The organism is Nonomuraea sp. NPDC050733, assembly GCF_040654215.1.
Classification (GTDB): Bacteria; Actinomycetota; Actinomycetes; order Streptosporangiales; family Streptosporangiaceae; genus Nonomuraea.
This window is the reverse complement of the sequence record NZ_JBFAHO010000050.1, coordinates 37,891-53,706: the sequence shown is the minus strand read 5'-3', so window position 1 is coordinate 53,706 and position 15,816 is coordinate 37,891. Positions and strand designations below refer to the sequence as shown.

Annotated in this window: 13 protein-coding genes and 1 pseudogene; 6 read left to right on the top strand and 8 right to left on the bottom strand. The window is 70.6% G+C overall.

Annotated features, from left to right (window positions below):
• Positions 1-707: 707 nt before the first annotated feature.
• Both AB0H64_RS40305 and AB0H64_RS40300 read left to right on the top strand, forming a co-directional pair.
• Positions 708-1,162: pseudogene (locus AB0H64_RS40305) on the top strand (aminoglycoside phosphotransferase family protein); the annotation flags it as partial.
• Positions 1,163-1,258: 96 nt separating this feature from the next.
• Positions 1,259-1,723, top strand: a complete 465-nt coding sequence (locus AB0H64_RS40300) for a tetratricopeptide repeat protein (protein WP_357635879.1) — start codon at positions 1,259-1,261, stop codon at positions 1,721-1,723.
• A gap of 94 nt (positions 1,724-1,817) precedes the next feature.
• Here the strand turns inward: AB0H64_RS40300 and AB0H64_RS40295 are convergent, their stop codons facing one another.
• From AB0H64_RS40295 to AB0H64_RS40285, 3 genes are all read right to left on the bottom strand, one after another.
• Positions 1,818-2,705, bottom strand: coding sequence for a hypothetical protein (locus AB0H64_RS40295; RefSeq protein WP_357635877.1), 888 nt, complete (start codon positions 2,703-2,705; stop codon positions 1,818-1,820).
• 269 nt (positions 2,706-2,974) lie between these two features.
• Positions 2,975-4,129, bottom strand: coding sequence for a macrolide family glycosyltransferase (locus AB0H64_RS40290; RefSeq protein WP_357635875.1), 1,155 nt, complete (start codon positions 4,127-4,129; stop codon positions 2,975-2,977).
• A 67-nt stretch (positions 4,130-4,196) separates the two neighbouring features.
• Positions 4,197-5,672 (bottom strand): MFS transporter, encoded by a 1,476-nt coding sequence (locus AB0H64_RS40285; RefSeq protein ID WP_357635873.1) that lies wholly within the window; start codon positions 5,670-5,672, stop codon positions 4,197-4,199.
• 170 nt (positions 5,673-5,842) lie between these two features.
• Here AB0H64_RS40285 and AB0H64_RS40280 point away from each other — a divergent pair, with 170 nt between their 5' ends.
• Positions 5,843-6,562, top strand: a complete 720-nt coding sequence (locus tag AB0H64_RS40280) for a TetR family transcriptional regulator (protein ID WP_357635870.1) — start codon at positions 5,843-5,845, stop codon at positions 6,560-6,562.
• Between the two features lie 164 nt (positions 6,563-6,726).
• Here AB0H64_RS40280 and AB0H64_RS40275 read toward each other — a convergent pair whose 3' ends face one another.
• The 4 genes from AB0H64_RS40275 to AB0H64_RS40260 form a co-directional block, all read right to left on the bottom strand.
• Complete coding sequence (locus AB0H64_RS40275; RefSeq protein WP_357635868.1) at positions 6,727-7,752, bottom strand: DUF4037 domain-containing protein; 1,026 nt, start codon at positions 7,750-7,752, stop codon at positions 6,727-6,729.
• A gap of 139 nt (positions 7,753-7,891) precedes the next feature.
• Positions 7,892-8,605, bottom strand: coding sequence for a GNAT family N-acetyltransferase (locus tag AB0H64_RS40270; RefSeq protein WP_357635865.1), 714 nt, complete (start codon positions 8,603-8,605; stop codon positions 7,892-7,894).
• A gap of 45 nt (positions 8,606-8,650) precedes the next feature.
• Positions 8,651-10,081, bottom strand: coding sequence for an adenylosuccinate lyase (gene purB / locus AB0H64_RS40265; RefSeq protein ID WP_357635863.1), 1,431 nt, complete (start codon positions 10,079-10,081; stop codon positions 8,651-8,653).
• A gap of 67 nt (positions 10,082-10,148) precedes the next feature.
• Positions 10,149-10,727 (bottom strand): type II toxin-antitoxin system prevent-host-death family antitoxin, encoded by a 579-nt coding sequence (locus AB0H64_RS40260; RefSeq protein ID WP_357635860.1) that lies wholly within the window; start codon positions 10,725-10,727, stop codon positions 10,149-10,151.
• Between the two features lie 253 nt (positions 10,728-10,980).
• On the opposite strand from AB0H64_RS40260, the gene AB0H64_RS40255 reads away from it, so the two are divergent.
• Positions 10,981-12,027, top strand: a complete 1,047-nt coding sequence (locus AB0H64_RS40255; protein ID WP_357635858.1) for a class I SAM-dependent methyltransferase — start codon at positions 10,981-10,983, stop codon at positions 12,025-12,027.
• 337 nt (positions 12,028-12,364) lie between these two features.
• Here AB0H64_RS40255 and AB0H64_RS40250 read toward each other — a convergent pair whose 3' ends face one another.
• On the bottom strand, positions 12,365-12,700 hold the full coding sequence (locus AB0H64_RS40250) for a hypothetical protein (RefSeq protein WP_357635856.1): 336 nt from the start codon (positions 12,698-12,700) through the stop codon (positions 12,365-12,367).
• Positions 12,701-13,267: 567 nt separating this feature from the next.
• On the opposite strand from AB0H64_RS40250, the gene AB0H64_RS40245 reads away from it, so the two are divergent.
• Complete coding sequence (locus AB0H64_RS40245) at positions 13,268-14,104, top strand: hypothetical protein (RefSeq protein WP_357635853.1); 837 nt, start codon at positions 13,268-13,270, stop codon at positions 14,102-14,104.
• On the top strand, positions 14,070-15,080 hold the full coding sequence (locus AB0H64_RS40240) for a hypothetical protein (protein WP_357635850.1): 1,011 nt from the start codon (positions 14,070-14,072) through the stop codon (positions 15,078-15,080). The genes AB0H64_RS40245 and AB0H64_RS40240 overlap by 35 nt, the downstream gene beginning before the upstream one ends.
• Positions 15,081-15,816: the final 736 nt, after the last annotated feature.

The window sequence follows — 15,816 nt, the reverse complement described above, 5'->3', positions numbered from 1 at the left end:
CACAAGTGGGCCGACTCGGACCAGCATCCCGGGCCGGTCAAGCAGTTCCAAGACGAATGGAACGGGGCTGGTGCGATCCTCGCGGGACGGCGGACTCTCCATCAAAGCCGGGGCGGTTCAGGATCACGGCATTCGCGGACGAAGTCTTGGTGCGATGCCCGCCCTGCGCTGGGTGCGCCGTGGTGCTCGCTCAACTGGGCGATCCTGTGCATCGGCGCGTACCCTGACGTGGGGGACGATTCGAAACGCTGAGGCGGTTGCGCTGCTCAGGTTGTGCGCTGGCCAAGGACGAGTTCCAGTCGTCTTCGATGTTCGGCGTGGCCACGGCGGTCCACCCGTACTTTGGGTTGCCCTTGTGGCTCCAGGCCGGGTTTCGCGGTCACCTCTTGTGGGGCGTACAACCTCCGACACCTTGATCTGTTGGAGGGCCATGTGGCAGCACGCCTGAGAGAGCGTCACGAACTTCCTCTCACCACAGGCTCCATGACCATGATCGCCCGGCTTCCCGTCTGGCTGAAGGCGGCAAAGAACCGGGACGAGGTCTTGCGAACGATCGGCCGCATGAGGGCCTCAGCGCCCGCCACGCCCTGACCCAGGCCTGTTCGCCCCATCGCCTCTGACGCCCTCGATCATCTCTCTGGGACGCTCACCCTCGCTAACCCGTGATCAACACGCGGCCCGTTCTGCTGCTCGACCAGGCACCCGGAGCCGTGCCGGCACTGCGCGACCCCGCCGAGCGGCGCCTGGTGCTCACCTGTGCCGCGGCCGTCGCCGAGCTGGCCGGCGAGTGCGGCGACCGCCTGCTGCACTGGGACCTGCACGACGGCAACGTCCTGGCCGGGCAGCGCGAGCCGTGGCTGGCCATCGACCCCGAGCCCCTGGCCGGCGACCCCGGCTTCGACCTGCTGCCGGCGCTGGACTGCCGCTGGGACGCGGTGGCGGCGGGCGACGTCGGGCGCACGGCGCTGCGCCGCTTCGACCTGCTGACCGAGGCCCTCGCCTGGACCGGGAACGGGCCGCCGGCTGGACGCTCGGCCGTGTCCTGCAGAACGCCCTGTGGGACATCGAGGACGGCAAGACCACCCTCGAACTGGTGCAGGTGGCCATCGCCACCGCCCTGCTGAACCGCCCAGCCGGCGACAACACCCGTGAGGGCACATGACGGGGACGACCGGCGAGCGAAGCTCGCGGGCGCCCTCGGCAGCCCTGCCGCCGGTACGCTGACCATGATCGTCCTGCGAGCGTGAAGGAGCCGCTGATGACCACCGACCCGACGATGGCCCGGATCGGCCAGGGGGTGGAGCTGCATCACCGTCAGGGCCGGCGCGAAGCCGCTCGCGCATTGTTCGCGCAGATCTGGGACGACATCGGCGGCGAGCAAGGCGACCCGCTGCATGTGTGCGTGCTCGCCCACTCGATGGCCGATGTGCAGGACGACGTGCACCAGGAGCTGATGTGGGATCTGCGCGCGCTTGCCGCCGTCGGCCTGATCACCGATGAGCGGGTGGCGCAGGCCGGGGTGCCGCTTTCGGTCGCCGGCCTGTACCCGTCGTTGCACCTGAACCTGAGTGAGTGCTATCGCAAGCTCGGCGATCTCGACCGCGCCCGTGAGCACCTCCAGCAGGCGCGGGCCGGGATCGGCGCACTCGGCGACGACGAGTACGGACAGCTCATCAAGGGTGGGCTGAAGCAGCTGGCCGAACAGCTGGGCGAGACCGTCTGACTGCGAGCCCGGACAAGACGGCCTGTACGGCGCGCTCGCCCCTTGACCAGGCGTGCAGGCGCCGACACCGGACGGCCGGCCGAGCTGCGACGGCTCAGAAGGGCTCCGGGTCCAGACAGGTCCCGGTCTCGTGCACCTGATCCGGCAGCGGGGGGCCGATGAGCACATCGCCGCCCCAGTCGGTGAAGTCGACCTCGGCCACGGTGACCTTGGGCTCGCCGTCCTCGGCCATGGCAGGGGCCCAGGTGAGGCGTACCCGACGGGGAAGCCGGTCCGGCCCGACCCACAACCGCCACGAGACCCGTATCGAGCCGTGCTGCTCGCGCACTTGCGCGGCGATCACGGGGTCGTCGTGCGGAGCCGCGTTGCCGAACTCCGCCAGCGAGCTGCTCCCGGCGTGCACGACGGTGGCGACTGCGTCGATGGTCTCACCCGGAGAGGGAGCCGGGGCCGCCAGTTTTCGCAGCACCTCGGGTGAGAGGAGGTTGCGTATGCCGAGCGAGCCGACGGCGCGCAGCCGCTCCTCGCAGCGGGAGCCGCGGCTGCGCAGCCAGGACTTGCCCGCGGGAACGTCCTGCCGGTCAGCCCGGTGCTGGTAGGTGCCGGAGCCTGCGATCGTGATCGTCCTGGTCGTCATGAAGGACAGGTCAGTCAGGACAACGCCTTTCAGCTCATCGGGGACGTTGGTCCGGTCGTAGGTCGTGGTCAGGTCGGAGGCGGTCGCGCCGAGGACTCCCGTGGTACGGCTCTCGCTGTACTCGCCGATGTCGACCGGCACGACGAAGTCGTCCTCCGCCGGCGGGGTGAACACTTCCTCGCCGTAGTCAAGGCGGACGAGCCTGGCGACCTTCACACCGGCCGAGCCCTTCAGCCGCTGAGCCACCGCCTCGGCGGGCGTCCGCGCCGTGACCGCGTCGCCGCCTCCACAGCCGGCCGTCAGGGCAACCAGCAGGGCGATCGTCGCGATCTTCGATAAGGCCACCCGGTGATCATAAGGACTGGTGGTCCGGTCACTGTGATTCGGTGGGGAGTTCTTCGACCCGCAGGTCGGAGAAGATAAGGGTGAGGTCGTGGGCGTCGGTTCGGATGCGGACTTCATGGAAGTCGATGCCGATGGCCGCGGCCCAGCTCCGGGCGGCTGGTGAGTCGGTGATGAGCGTGGCTCCCGGGTAGAGCGTCTGCCAGTCGACTCCCCAGACGTATCCGTCAAGGTCGACGCCGGTCTCGTAGGTGATGAGCCGGGCCGCGACCTCACCTGGGCAGGCGGGCCTCGATCGCGTCGGCGGCGCGGAGCGCGCCGCCCGCCGCGCGCACGTCGTCCTGCATGGCACGGAGCCGCTGCCGGGTGGCGGGCTCGTCGAGCAGGCAGCGGACGGCTTCGCGCAGGCGTTCGGCGGTGGCGTCGGCGGGAGCGAGGGTCGAGCCGAGGCCGAGGGCGGCGACGCGGTCGGCAGTGGTCTGCTCTTCGGGGGTGTGTGGGATGGCCAGCATCGGCACGGCCGCTGCCAGGGCCTCCATCGTGGAGTTCATGCCGGTGTGGGTGACGAAGGCGTCGGCGTGTGCGAGCACGGCAGGCTGTGGGACGTGCTGGTGGGCCTCGATGTTTGCGGGCAGCGGACCGAGATCGGCGGGGCTGATGCCGCGGCCCACGGACATCACGACGTGGTAGGGCTCGTCGGCGAACGCCTGGATGCAGGTGTGGAAGAAGTCCGGGCGGCTGATGATCGTGCCGAGCGAGACCAGGACCAGCGGACGTCCCGGGGGCGTCCAGTCCTGCGCGCTGGGCAGCCGGGTGGGGCCGACGAACGCGTAGCGGTCATCGAAGGTCTCGTTGTGCACGTGGAAGGACTTGGGCTGGTAGACGAGGTTGAAGGCGGCGGGCTTGTAGAAATCATGCAACTGGAGCGGGGGGATGCCGTGCCGGCTGAGGATGGCGGTGAACAGGGTGTCGAACTCGGCCTTGACGGGGCTGGCGGCGAACATGCCGACGATGAACCTCCCGAAGTCGTAGCCTTCGCTGGCGGCGTGGGCGGACCAGGACTGGATCCTGGGGAGACGCCACTTGGCGGCGAGCATCGGGCCGGACCAGGCGAGCCAGTCGTTGACGATCAGATCCGGCCGGTCGTCGGCGTATCCGGCATCGATCTGCGGCAGAACGTGCTCCAGTTGCTGGAGCACGGCGAGGGTGGCGCGGGCGGCGGCGTCCATGCCGTCGATCACGACGGTCTCGGCGGGGCGGGGCTCATAGGAGATGATCTCGGCTCCGATGGGGCCGATGCGTTCGGCCATCGACTCATCGGCGGGAAAGGTGACGCGGTGACCGCGCTCGACCAGTTCCCGGGCGATCGGCAGGAGGGGGTTGAGGTGACCGGACTCGGCGAGGCTCATGAAGGCGAGGTGGGCCATGACCGATCTCCTTGGCAGTGAGGTTTGAGTTGCCCGATGCGGAGGGTCTGTATCGGGCGGGTGGGGGTCAGGCGGCGTCGAGGGCGCTCGAGCTGTCGGCGAGGCGGCGGGTGAGGTTCTTGCCGGGCAGGCCCAGGCAGAGCACGGCACAGACGAGGAAGGCGCCGATCGCCCAGGGGACCGCGTGGGTGAGGGCATCGGTCAGGCCCCGGCTCGCATGGGTGAAGAAGAGGCTGCCGATGAGGGCGACGCCGAGGGAACCGCCGAACTGCTGGGCGGTGGAGAAGATGCCAGAGGCGCCGCCCGCGAGGTGCTCGGGTACCGCGGTGAGGACGATGTCGACCAGCGGCACGACCACGAAGCCGAGGCCGACGCCGGCGACGAGCAGGCCGGGCACCAGCGGCCAGGCCCCGGTGTGCCCGGGGGCCGCGCCGTTCAGGGCGCACTGGACCCAGAACAGCCCACCGGCCATCAGCAGGCTCCCGATGACCAGGATGTTGCGGCCGATCTTGGCGACCAGGGTGACGACGACGGGGGCGGAGATGAAGGAGCCGGCGCTCATGGCGATCATCAGCACCCCGGCCTGGCTGGGTGTGTAGCCCTGGCCGGCCTGCAGCCAGATGGTGAAGACCAGGAAGAAGCCGGACATACCGGCACCGAACAGCAGCTGGATCAGCAGACCCGAGCCGAAAGCCGGCCGCTTGAGGAGCGCGGCGGGCAGCAGCGGGTGCTCGATCCGGCGCCAGGACTCGTAGCCCACCAGGGCGGCAAGGACCACGACGCCGCCGGTCAGGCAGATCCAGCCCCACAGCGGCCAACCGTTCGAGCGGCCCTCCACCAGCGGCAGCACGATCGCCACCAGGCACAGCGCGAGGATCAGGTTGCCGGCCACATCGATGCGTCCGCCGGTGCGTTCCCGTGAGGTGGGGATCCACTTCGCGCCCAGCAGCAGGGCCGCGGCGGCGATGGGAATGTTCACGGCGAAGACGGTGCGCCAGCCCCAGCCGAACAGGTCCCAGTCGGTCAGCGCCCCGCCGAGCAGCACGCCTGCGGCGTTCGCGACGCCCGCCGTGATCCCGAACAGGGCGAAGACCTTGCCGCGCTCCGCGCCGTCGAACATGGTGCGCACCGAACCGAGCACCTGCGGCAGCAGGGCCGCGGCGGCCACTCCCTGCACCGCACGTGCGGCGATCAGCTGGCCCGGGTCGGAGGCGATGGCGCTGCCCGCGGACGCCAGGGCGAAGCAGGCCACGCCGGTCAGGAACAGCCTCTTGCGGCCGAACCGGTCGCCCAGATGCCCGGCGATGATCAGCGTCGCGGCGAACCCGAGCATGTAGGCGGACACCGTCCACTCCAGTTCCGCCGGGGAGGCGTGCAGGCTACGGCCGATGGACGGCAGGGCGGTGTTCACTACCGAGGCGTCGATCAGATCCAGCAGCGCCGCGATCATCATGACGATCGCGGCGGCCCACCGCCTGGGATACGCGGCCGGCGCTACGGCGGCGGCCGCGGACCCGGCCCCTCGGTCACTCGCATGGGACATGACCACTCCTTGTGAAGACACCGCCTGGCTCTCGGGCGGCAGCGCCGAAGCCATCCGGCACGGAGGCCCACCGTCGAATCAGCGGCCCGCGGAGCAGTATCAACTCGCCGAATAGAATAGTCAACTCGCGGTTTGATTAACTATTTCGACCGTATGACAGAATCAAGGCCATGGCCACACAGCACACGCCCCAGGACCAGGAACCGGCCGGGCGGCAGCGGACCAGGCGATCGCCCGCCCCACACGAGCGGCAGCGTGACGCAGAGCGCACCAAGGCACGCATCCTCGATGCTGCCGTGGAGGTGTTCTCCGCCAAGGGCTTCGACCGTGCCCGGGTCACCGACATCGCCGAACGCGCTGGTGTGAACCAGCAGCTCATCTCCTACTACTTCAACAGCAAGCAGGGCCTGTACCGGGAGATCGGCCGCCGCTGGCGGGCCTACGAGGCCGAGACGATCTCCGACGATCTGGACTTCGCCGAGCAGATCAAGCGCGGCGTGCGGGCGAGCGTCGACCCCCGCCTCGGCGGGCGCCTGCTCGCCTGGGACGGCCTCTACGACACCGGCGAGGACGATACCGGCGAGGACGATACCGGCGAGGACGATGTGGAGGCGCGGGAACGCAACGCCCAGCTTCAGCACGAGGTGCAAGTGCTCCGCGAGCGGCAGCGTGCCGGTGAGATCGACGATCGCTTCGACCCGGCCGCGCTGATCCTCATCGGCCTGAGCGCCGGCAACGCCCTCGCGGTCTACCCACACCTGGCCCGCGGCCTGTTCGGCACCGACACAGTTTCCCCCGAACTGGTCGAGCACTACGCCGAACAACTCGCCCAGGTGATCCGCTCCCTGCCGGCAGCGGCTCCACCCAGCGTGCCCGACTCTCACACATAAGTCCCGACCCCCGGTTCCTGGACGTCGGGATCGCAACCCCGCCTCCGATCAAAGGGAGAGGCGCGAAAGGGGAGCGGGTGTTCCCTGCGGCCCGCCACCCGATCCACTACGGCAACGGCAGGTCGCCGGGAACGATACGCCGGCGCGCGTTCACGCAGTACGCCTCAGGCCACCAGGCCGAGCGCCGCCCCCGCGACCGCCCGGGCCCCCGCGGGCGACAGCAGCAGATCCGCCGAGTCCGACACCTGGTCCACGCACCCCACCAGCGGCAACCCCCTGATCGCCGGATCCGACACCGCCTCCATCAGCGCCCGCGCGAACCGGTCACCCCCGATCACCCGGAACGGCCGGTCGTGGAAGCCGCGCACCCGCTCGTCCAGCGTCGCGGCAAGCGCCAGCCGGTTCTGCGTCGCGGCCACCCTCCCGTACGCCGCCGCCAGCGCCGCCTCCCGCTCCCGCCACGTCCGCGCCGCCAGCGCCCGCCCCAGGGACTCCCCCAGCTCCACCGAGCCCGGCAGGCGCGCCAGCGCGCTGCCCAGCCACTTGGCGTACGGCGGATAGCGGCGGCGCAGCAGCAACGCCAGCCGCATCACCTCCCGCGCCAGCCGCGCCCCGACCACCGCCGACCCCAGCTCGTCGCCCACCTCGCCACACCGGCCGGGGAACGGCTCCTCCTGCGCGATTCGCCGCCACTGACAGGCCAGCACGTACCGCCACACATCGGCCGGATACCAGCGCAGCACCGACCGGGCCGACTCCAGCCCGTCTTGCAGCCCGTCGTGGAACACCTCCCCGCGCGTCACCTCGGCCAGCGACTGCCACGGCAGCGACAGCCAGTCCAGCAACGACACCCCGCCGCGCGGGTCGAACCCGAGCCGCCCCGCCAGCCACTCCCCCAGCTCGGCCACCTCCACGCCGGGCCGTACGACACCGTGGTAGCCGAAAACCGTCGGCAGGCCGCGGAAGCGCTCCGGCAGACCGGCCACCACCCGCGACCGCACCTCCTCCACCTGGCCGGCCGCCACGAACACCAGCACCCGAGGCCCCCAGTCGTGGTCGGCCGAGCGGGCCGTGTCGAACGCCAGCACCTCCGACCCCGGCCCGATCAACGCGGCACTGTGCGGCGCCCGCCCGACGAGCGGCGCGACGACCTCACCGTAGAAGGCGCGGGAAAGCTCGATACCTGGCACGAAATCGCACATCACCCCAGAACTGTGCCTCACGGCCTGCCCTCACCTCACCTCGTTTTTCGCCTGCCCGTTCGAGGCGATGGGGTTGGGCTTGGCTTCGGCCAGTTTGGAAAAGACCGAGCGCCTTTACAATGTAGATTCACAGGAGGTGTGTGGCCAGCACGCGCGTGCGCCGGTACCCGAGCCGCTCGTAGACCCCGATCGCCGCCGGGTTGTCGTCGTCCACCATGAGCGCCGCCCGCCCGTGCGCCGCCACGAGCCGTGCCGTCACCCACCGGCACACGCGCTCGGCCAGACCCCGTCCCCGGAACGGCGCCGCCGTGGCCACCCCGGCCAGCAACCCCACCGACGGGGCGCTCCACGCGTCCGCGGCCACCGCCGCCAGCAGGCCGTCCACCCGCGCGCCCGCCCAGCGGCGCACCCCCGGCGCGCCCGGCACCGCGTACGAGGTGGGCGCGTGCTCGGTCAGCAACGCGGCCACCTCCCCCTCGGCCCCGTCCCCCAGCCATCCCACGCCCGTCCCCGTGTTCGGCGGGACGTGGCCGGCGGGCAGGCTCATCCAGGAGAAGCCCCCCGCCACCTCCAGCCCGTCGACCTTCGCCGCCACCTCGGCCATCAGTCCCGCCTCGCCGAACGGCCGGTACGACGGCCCCATCTGCGACAGCGCGTGGCGTACCAGCTCGACGGCGTCCGAGGCGTTCCCCCACACGCCGATGCGGTCGCGCCGCGACACCGCGGGCGCGGCGCTCACCACCGCCTCGCCCAGCGTCCACGCCCGCGCGCCGCCCGTCAGGCCCTGCGCCACCCACACCGGCAGATCGTCGTCACCGCACGCGGCTCGCACCTCGGCCACGGACCTCAGCTCACGCACCACGATCGGTACCGCGCGAGCCGGGAGTCACAGGATGGCGCCGGGCCGGTAGGCGGCCGCCTCCGGATGGGCGGACACCACCTCGGCCACCTGCCGCGCCACCGCCGTCACCTGGCCGCCCGCCGCGCCGGTGAACGACACCCGGTCGGCCAGCAGCGCCTCCAGGGCCGCCCGGTCCAGCGGGAAGCGCTCGTCGGCCGCGAGGCGGTCCAGCAGCTCGTTGGCCGCGCCGCGCGAGCGCATGGCCAGCGCCGAGCCCACCGCGTGCTCCTTGATCAGCTCGTGCGCGCTCTCGCGGCCCACGCCGGCCCGCACCGCCGCCATCAGCATCTTCGTCGTGGCCAGGAACGGCAGGTAGCGGTCCAGCTCCGTGGCGATCACCGCCGGGAACGCGCCGAACTCGTCCAGGACCGTCAGCATGGTCTCCACCAGCCCGTCGAAGGCGAAGAACGCGTCCGGCAGCGCCACCCGGCGCACCACCGAGCAGGACACGTCGCCCTCGTTCCACTGGTCGCCGGCCAGCTCCCCCACCATCGAGGCGTAGCCGCGCAGCACCACGGCCAGGCCGTTGACCCGCTCGCAGGAGCGGGTGTTCATCTTGTGCGGCATCGCCGAGGAGCCGACCTGGCCCTCCTTGAAGCCCTCGGTCGCCAGCTCGTGCCCGGCCATCAGCCGGATCGTCTTGGCCAGCGACGACGGGGACGCCGCGAGCTGCACCAGCGCCGAGACGACCTCGTAGTCAAGGGAACGCGGGTAGACCTGGCCGACGCTCGTCAGCCGGTGCTCGAACCCCAGGTGGGCCGCCACCCGCCCCTCCAGCTCGGCGAGCTTGTCCTCGTCGCCGCCGAGCAGGTCCAGCATGTCCTGCGCGGTGCCGACCGGGCCCTTGATCCCGCGCAGCGGGTAGCGGGCGATCAGCTCCTCCAGCCGGCGGTGGGCGACCAGCAGCTCGTCGGCGGCCGAGGCGAACCGCTTGCCCAGCGTGGTGGCCTGCGCGGCCACGTTGTGGGAACGGCCGGCGATCACGGTCTCGCGGTGCTCCTCGGCCAGCGCCGCCAGCCGTGCCAGCAGCGCCACCACCCGGTCGCGCACCAGCAGCAGGCTGTCGCGGATCTGGAGCTGCTCGACGTTCTCGGTGAGGTCGCGCGAGGTCATGCCCTTGTGGACCTGCTCGTGGCCGGCCAGCGCGTTGAACTCCTCGATGCGGGCCTTCACGTCGTGCCGCGTCACCCGCTCACGCGCCGCGATCGACTCCAGGTCGACCTGGTCGAGGACCTTCTCGTAGTCGGCCGCCGCCTGCTCGGGCACGGCCACCCCCAGCTCGGCCTGGGCGCGCAGCACCGCCAGCCACAGCCGCCGCTCGGCGACGACCTTGTACTCGGGGGACCACAACCGGGCGAGCTCCGGTGAGGCATAACGGGCGGCCAGAACATCGGGGATACGCGGCTTCGAGGTCACGTCGGACAAGTCTATGACGCGGGAACATGACGCTCTCGCCGGGGACTTGCCCGCCGACGGCGCTCCGTCAGCCGCTGGGGCGCAGCCGCCGCAGCGCCTGCTCGACGCTGTCGCCGTTTCCGGCGGCCACGTCGGCGCCGTCGCGGTCGCGGGCGACGGCGGAGAAGGCGGGACCCTCCTCCCCCGGCAGGTGGCTCAGGAGGATGGTGCGGCCGTCGCGCAGCAGCTCCTCCGCGACGAGCCGGTGCTCGCGGGCCTCGTTGCCGGCAGCCTGGCGATCGGCCGGGTGACGATCGGCCGGATGACGGGCGGCCAGGTAGCGGGCGGAGACCAGGGCCGCCGCCGGAGCGCGGTGCCGGGTGAGCAGGAGCGGGCCGTCGTCGTAGGGCTGGGCCGCCTGGCGTACGAGCTCGCCGAGCTTGCGGCGGGCCGTGGACACCGGCAGGGCGGCCAGGCCGGTCAGCGGCCCGGACACCTCGGAGACGGGGATCAGGGCGGCCCACTCCCAGCGCTCACGGGTGATCAGCGTGGTGTCACCGGCCTGCGCGGCACGCAGCAGCCGGCCCCACTGGGCGCGGGCTTCCTCGACGCCCAGGGGGGCGCCGATCCTGGCGACGAGTTCGGTGTGGAGGGCAGTGTCGGACACCGGATGATCGTAAGCCGCCTTACCAAAAATGTGCAAGGCGCCTTACCAAATACAGGACGCCGGCGATGATTTTCAGGTCCTGCACCGGAAGCGGGAACGAGGGAGCAGGCCCCCGCCCCTGGCAACCCATGCGTAGCATCCCGCGTACCAGGGCAAACTCTGCCTGGTAGGACCAGGACAGCGCGCCGGAGGGCGCGCGCCGACCCTTGCTGTCGCAGCCGGCACGAGCCGGCTCGACGGTGGGGAGGCCCGGATGGACCAGAACAAGCTGACGGAGTTCCTGGGCCGGTTCACGGCCGACCTGGCGGCGACCAACGCGGCGGGCTCCATCGTGATCGGTCACCGGCTCGGCCTGTACCGCTCGCTCGCGGAGGGTCCGGCCACGCCGGAGGAGTTCGCGCGGCGCACCGGCTGCGACCCGCGCTACCTCACCGAGTGGCTGCGCGGCCAGGCCGCCGGCGGGTACGTCGGCTACGACCCGGGCACCGGCCGGTTCTCGCTGACGGAGGAGCAGGCGTTCTGCCTGGCCTCCCCGGACGGCCCCAACCTGCCCGCGGCGTTCCTCCTCGCCCTCGGCATGCTGCGCGCCGAACCGCGCATCACCGAGGCGTTCCGCACCGGCGCCGGATTCGGCTGGCACGAGCACCACGAGGACGTCTTCGTCGGCTGCGACGCGTTCTTCCGGCCCGCCTACGTGGCCCAGCTGGTGTCGAGCTGGATCCCGGCGCTGGAGGGGGTGGAGGCCAAACTCACCGCCGGGGCCCGGGTGGCCGACGTGGGCTGCGGTCTCGGCTCGTCCTCGGCCCTCATCGCGCGGACGTACCCGCGCAGCACGGTCCTCGGCTCCGACTACCACGCCGAGTCCATCGCGCTGGCGAGCGAGCGTGCCGCCGAGGCCGGGCTCAGCGACCGGCTCGGCTTCGAGGTGTCCGGCGCGGACAGCTTCACCGGCACCGGCTACGACCTGGTGACGATGTTCGACTGCCTGCACGACATGGGCGACCCCCTGAGCGCCGCCCGGCGGGTGCGCGAGGCGCTGGCCGCGGACGGGACCTGGCTCCTGGTCGAGCCGTTCGCCTTCGACCAGGTCGAGGAGAACCTGACGCCCGTGGGGCGGCTGTACTACAGCGCCTCCACGTTCCTCTGCGTGCCCAACGCGCTCTCCCAGCCGGGCGGCTACGCCCTCGGCGCGCAGGCCGGTGAGGCCCGGATGCGGGAGCTGGTCACCAAGGCGGGCTTCACGCGGTTCCGGCGGGCCGCGGAGACGCCGTTCAACCTGGTGTACGAGGTCCGGCCGTAGGGCGGCGCAGCCGCGCAGCTGAGCCCCTCTGCCCCGCATCGTTCCCGTAAGCCAGCAACGCTAGAGCAGGGTCGAAAGGACTTCCTCCGAAGAGCTCGTCGGCGTCTTGCCCTGCGGAGCCGCTCGCGTTCACCTTCTGCACCCGGCCGGTTACTGGTATTCAAGTGCGTGTGCGGCCCGGCTGGGGGAGTCGGTTGCCTTGGCGCGGGGCGCCCCAGGCGAGCTGCGGGCCCCGGTAGCGCCCCAGCCGCGCCGACGGAGGGTGCGTCCCGTTCCGGACGGTTTCGCGTGTGGAGGAGTCGCCGGCCCGCGCCCGGGGCGTCCCGGACAGCTCACATCACGGGACGCCCGGGCTCCTACTCCCTGCCGAGAGTCCGGGGACGGACTTGGGCGCAAAGATCACGGCGACGCCGACCTTCTTGGAGATGTACAGGCCCACACTGGTCTTGCTGGTGGGGTGCGCCTTGAAGTCCCACCCTGAGCGCGACTCCCGACCGGCCGCCCGCTTGAGCACGACCTCCCCGCTCGCTCTGGCCTCCTTCGCGCTCATCCCGAGCCTGACCTTGCCATACCCATAGGGCCCCAGCGTGGGGCGAGCGGCCTGAGCGAGCGCAGGCGTATCAGTGGTCAGGAGCGCCCCGCCGGCCAGCACCGCGATGAGCATCTTCTTCATGACGGCCTTCCTTCTGGGTGTGCGAGCTGTACACCCTTCCTTTCTGGAGTACCGGCCGCGAGGAGAAGTTCACGACGATAGGCGTTCGCTATCGTGGCGCAGACCCCGGACCTCCGCTACCTGGCGGCTGGGAACATGTTCGGAAGCGGAGGGCCTTGTGGGACGGCGAAAGGCCGCCACGGGAGCGCCTGCACCGTGCGCCTCGCCGGCGCCTTGGGAGTGCTGGGCCCTTACGAGACCTCGGGCTGGCCGTGGTCGCGTGCTTGGGTCAGCCAGGCCCACGCGGCCGCCATCCCGGTCGAGTCGGCCGTGCCGAATCGGACGCCTGCTCCCGCTGTCCACCAGGTCCAGGTCACTGTTGGTGAATGCGGCTCTGTCGTACTGGAGGGCCAGCCCTCCCCGGCGTACCTGTCGGAGGCCGAGGCCTCGGACGTGCTGGAGGTCAGGCAAGGATTCACCAGCTCATGGTGATCGGTGAGTTCTACGAGAGTGGCCCCGATACCGGCGCGGTATGACCCGACTTATCAGCAAGGGATCGGGGGAACGGTGCGCAGGACCTTGTCAGCCGTGCTGGCGGTGTTCGCGGCGGTGCTGACGGGCGGCTGCGGCGGCGACCCGGGCGGATCCGACGCGGGCTCGCCCAGCCCCGGCGCGTCCGGGCCTGGCGCGCCCGACCAGGACAAGACCTCGCCCACGCAGGCACATCCGCCCATCAAGCCGGCTGGCAGCCTCCTCCCGCCTACACACAGCGGAGACGTTCCCGATGCCTTCGGCCTGGCACCGCCCGACGCTCAGACGGCCGAGGCCTGCGATGCAGGGCTGGCAAAGGGCGATTACAAATCCGTGGTCATGAAGATGGGGCAGGTGGCGTCCGCCCCCGACAGCACAAGCATCACAAACGCAATCGCGTACGGCTGCAAGGGGGCGGCGAACGCGAGCCTGGGAAACTACCGCCAAGCGCTCCTTGACGTCGACGCGGCCAAGCGGTATCGCCGCGCTATTCCCCCCGGAATGCGCCCGCAACTACTTGAACTCCTCTACCACACAGAGGTGGTCAGCGCCGCTGCCGTGGGCGAGCGCGACAGAGCAGAAGAAGCCCTTGCCCGCCTCGAGCAGCTCGGACGCCAACCGGGTGACTACGTCAGGGACGCGTGCGCGGTGGCGCCCGATCCCGCCGCTGTCCCTGAGTGCGCGACGGCCACGCCTTCGGTCACCGTGACCGAATCCCCATCGGGCGCCCCGAAAAGATCGGTGACGCCCCAGCCCGAGGAGTCCATTCCCGAGCCCACGGACGACACCCCCACAGACGACACCCCCACTGACGGCGCTACCAACCCGCCCGATGACAGGAACTCCGTACCGCCGGACGGTGATGACGATGAACCGGCGCCAAACGACTCGTAAAAAATCTCCGCCCAGGAACACAGCCGCGCGCGACGGCGGCGAGGCCAGTCAGGACTTCGCCCGCGTGTGGGGCATCCTCGCCCACATCGTGACACCGACCACCGTTGTCGCGGCGATCATGATGTATTTCGGAGCGGTGCGCACCAACGCCATGTACAGGCAGCTCGGTGTGGATCAGAGCATGCTTGGCCTGTCCTTTCAGGATTATGTGCTGCGCAGCGTCACCGTGGCCATTGAACCGCTCGTGATGGTCCTGGTGGTAATTCTGGTCGCTGTCCCGGCGCACGTGTGGCTGGCTCGGTCCATCACCCAGCATCGCACTGCCACAATGCAGGCACTCCCGGTAGTGGTCGAGCTCGGAATCGCGAGCGCCGTGGTCGGCGTCATGTGGATGGCCGGCTGGGTGAAGCCGTCATCTCCCCTCATCACGGGGATCGTCGGCTGGTTGGACCGTTCGATCCCCCTCATCATGCCGATCTGCCTGGGTCTTGGCGCCTTCGTGCTGGTCTACAGCGCCTTTCTGTATCGCAGGGTCAACCCGCCCCATCGCACGGTCAACCCGCGAACGGCCATCCGCACAGACCAAATCGTCCAGCGCACGGTCTGCGCGGCTCTCCTCCTGGTCCTGCTGTTGTGGTCGGTCACGGTCTACGCGGAGGGGCAGGGACGGGAAGCAGCCGCGCGGTACCGGGCGCACCCCGAATTGCTGCCGAGCACGGTGGTCTATGCGGCGCGTCGTCTGTACTTGGAGGGCCCCGGGATCACGGAGACCACGATGCCGGATCCGAACGCGATGTTCCGCTACCGATACACCGGCCTGCGCCTGCTGATCCATTCGAACCGGCGGTACTTTCTCCTGCCCGCCTGCGCGGCGATGAGCTCATGGGCCCGGGCGATAGCCATTCCTGCCGACGATTCGCTGCGGCTCGAGTTCTCCATGTTCCAGGTGCCGCAGGAATGCCCACCTGGACGATAGGGACATCACTGAACCGGAGAGGTCGCCTGCGAGTCGCAGCGCCGACCGCGGATCTCGCCGCTGCGCCCGTCATGCGGACCTTCGGCGCGGTGTTCCGGCGATGGCAATAGACCGACTGGCTGCACGGCGCCGTGCTTACCTGCTCCTCGAACGCTCACCCGCATTGGTGCGGCCCAGCAGCATGTGGCGGCGGCCAGGCATTGTGAGAGCTCCGAGGGCTTCTACTGCTCGACCATCTCAACCGCCGCTTGTCACGATCAGAACCCGGCAACGCGAGCGCGCGGTGCCGGCCCACCTGGTCCAAGCCGGCGACGCGGGGCCTGCGGTAAGCCCTGTACCGCGCCATCCAGGGGACTCCTGCACGCAGCCGAGGCACAGACATGAGGCTGATTTCGCAGCGCCGCCATCCGCGACCTCACCCACCAGCTCGAACACACCACTACACACGGCGGAATCGCCATCAGCCCGCAATACCTCAAGGAGAATGTCAGCCGCGAAGGGCCGACTGCTGCGGTCCGCCGGGTTCATGGTCGCGCTCGCTCTGCTCGATCACCTTGATCACATGCTGGACGAGAGCGAGCCGTGCACTGGGAAGCATCTCACCACGCGTGCACAGCGTCACATGCTCAATGCCGGCACACGAGGTCGCCCTCGTCCGCCTGGCGCTGCGGGCGGGGATCGCGGCCGGGCGGGTCTGGGCACGAGGCCGCCTGTCACAACTGAGGGGGCTGCCTTG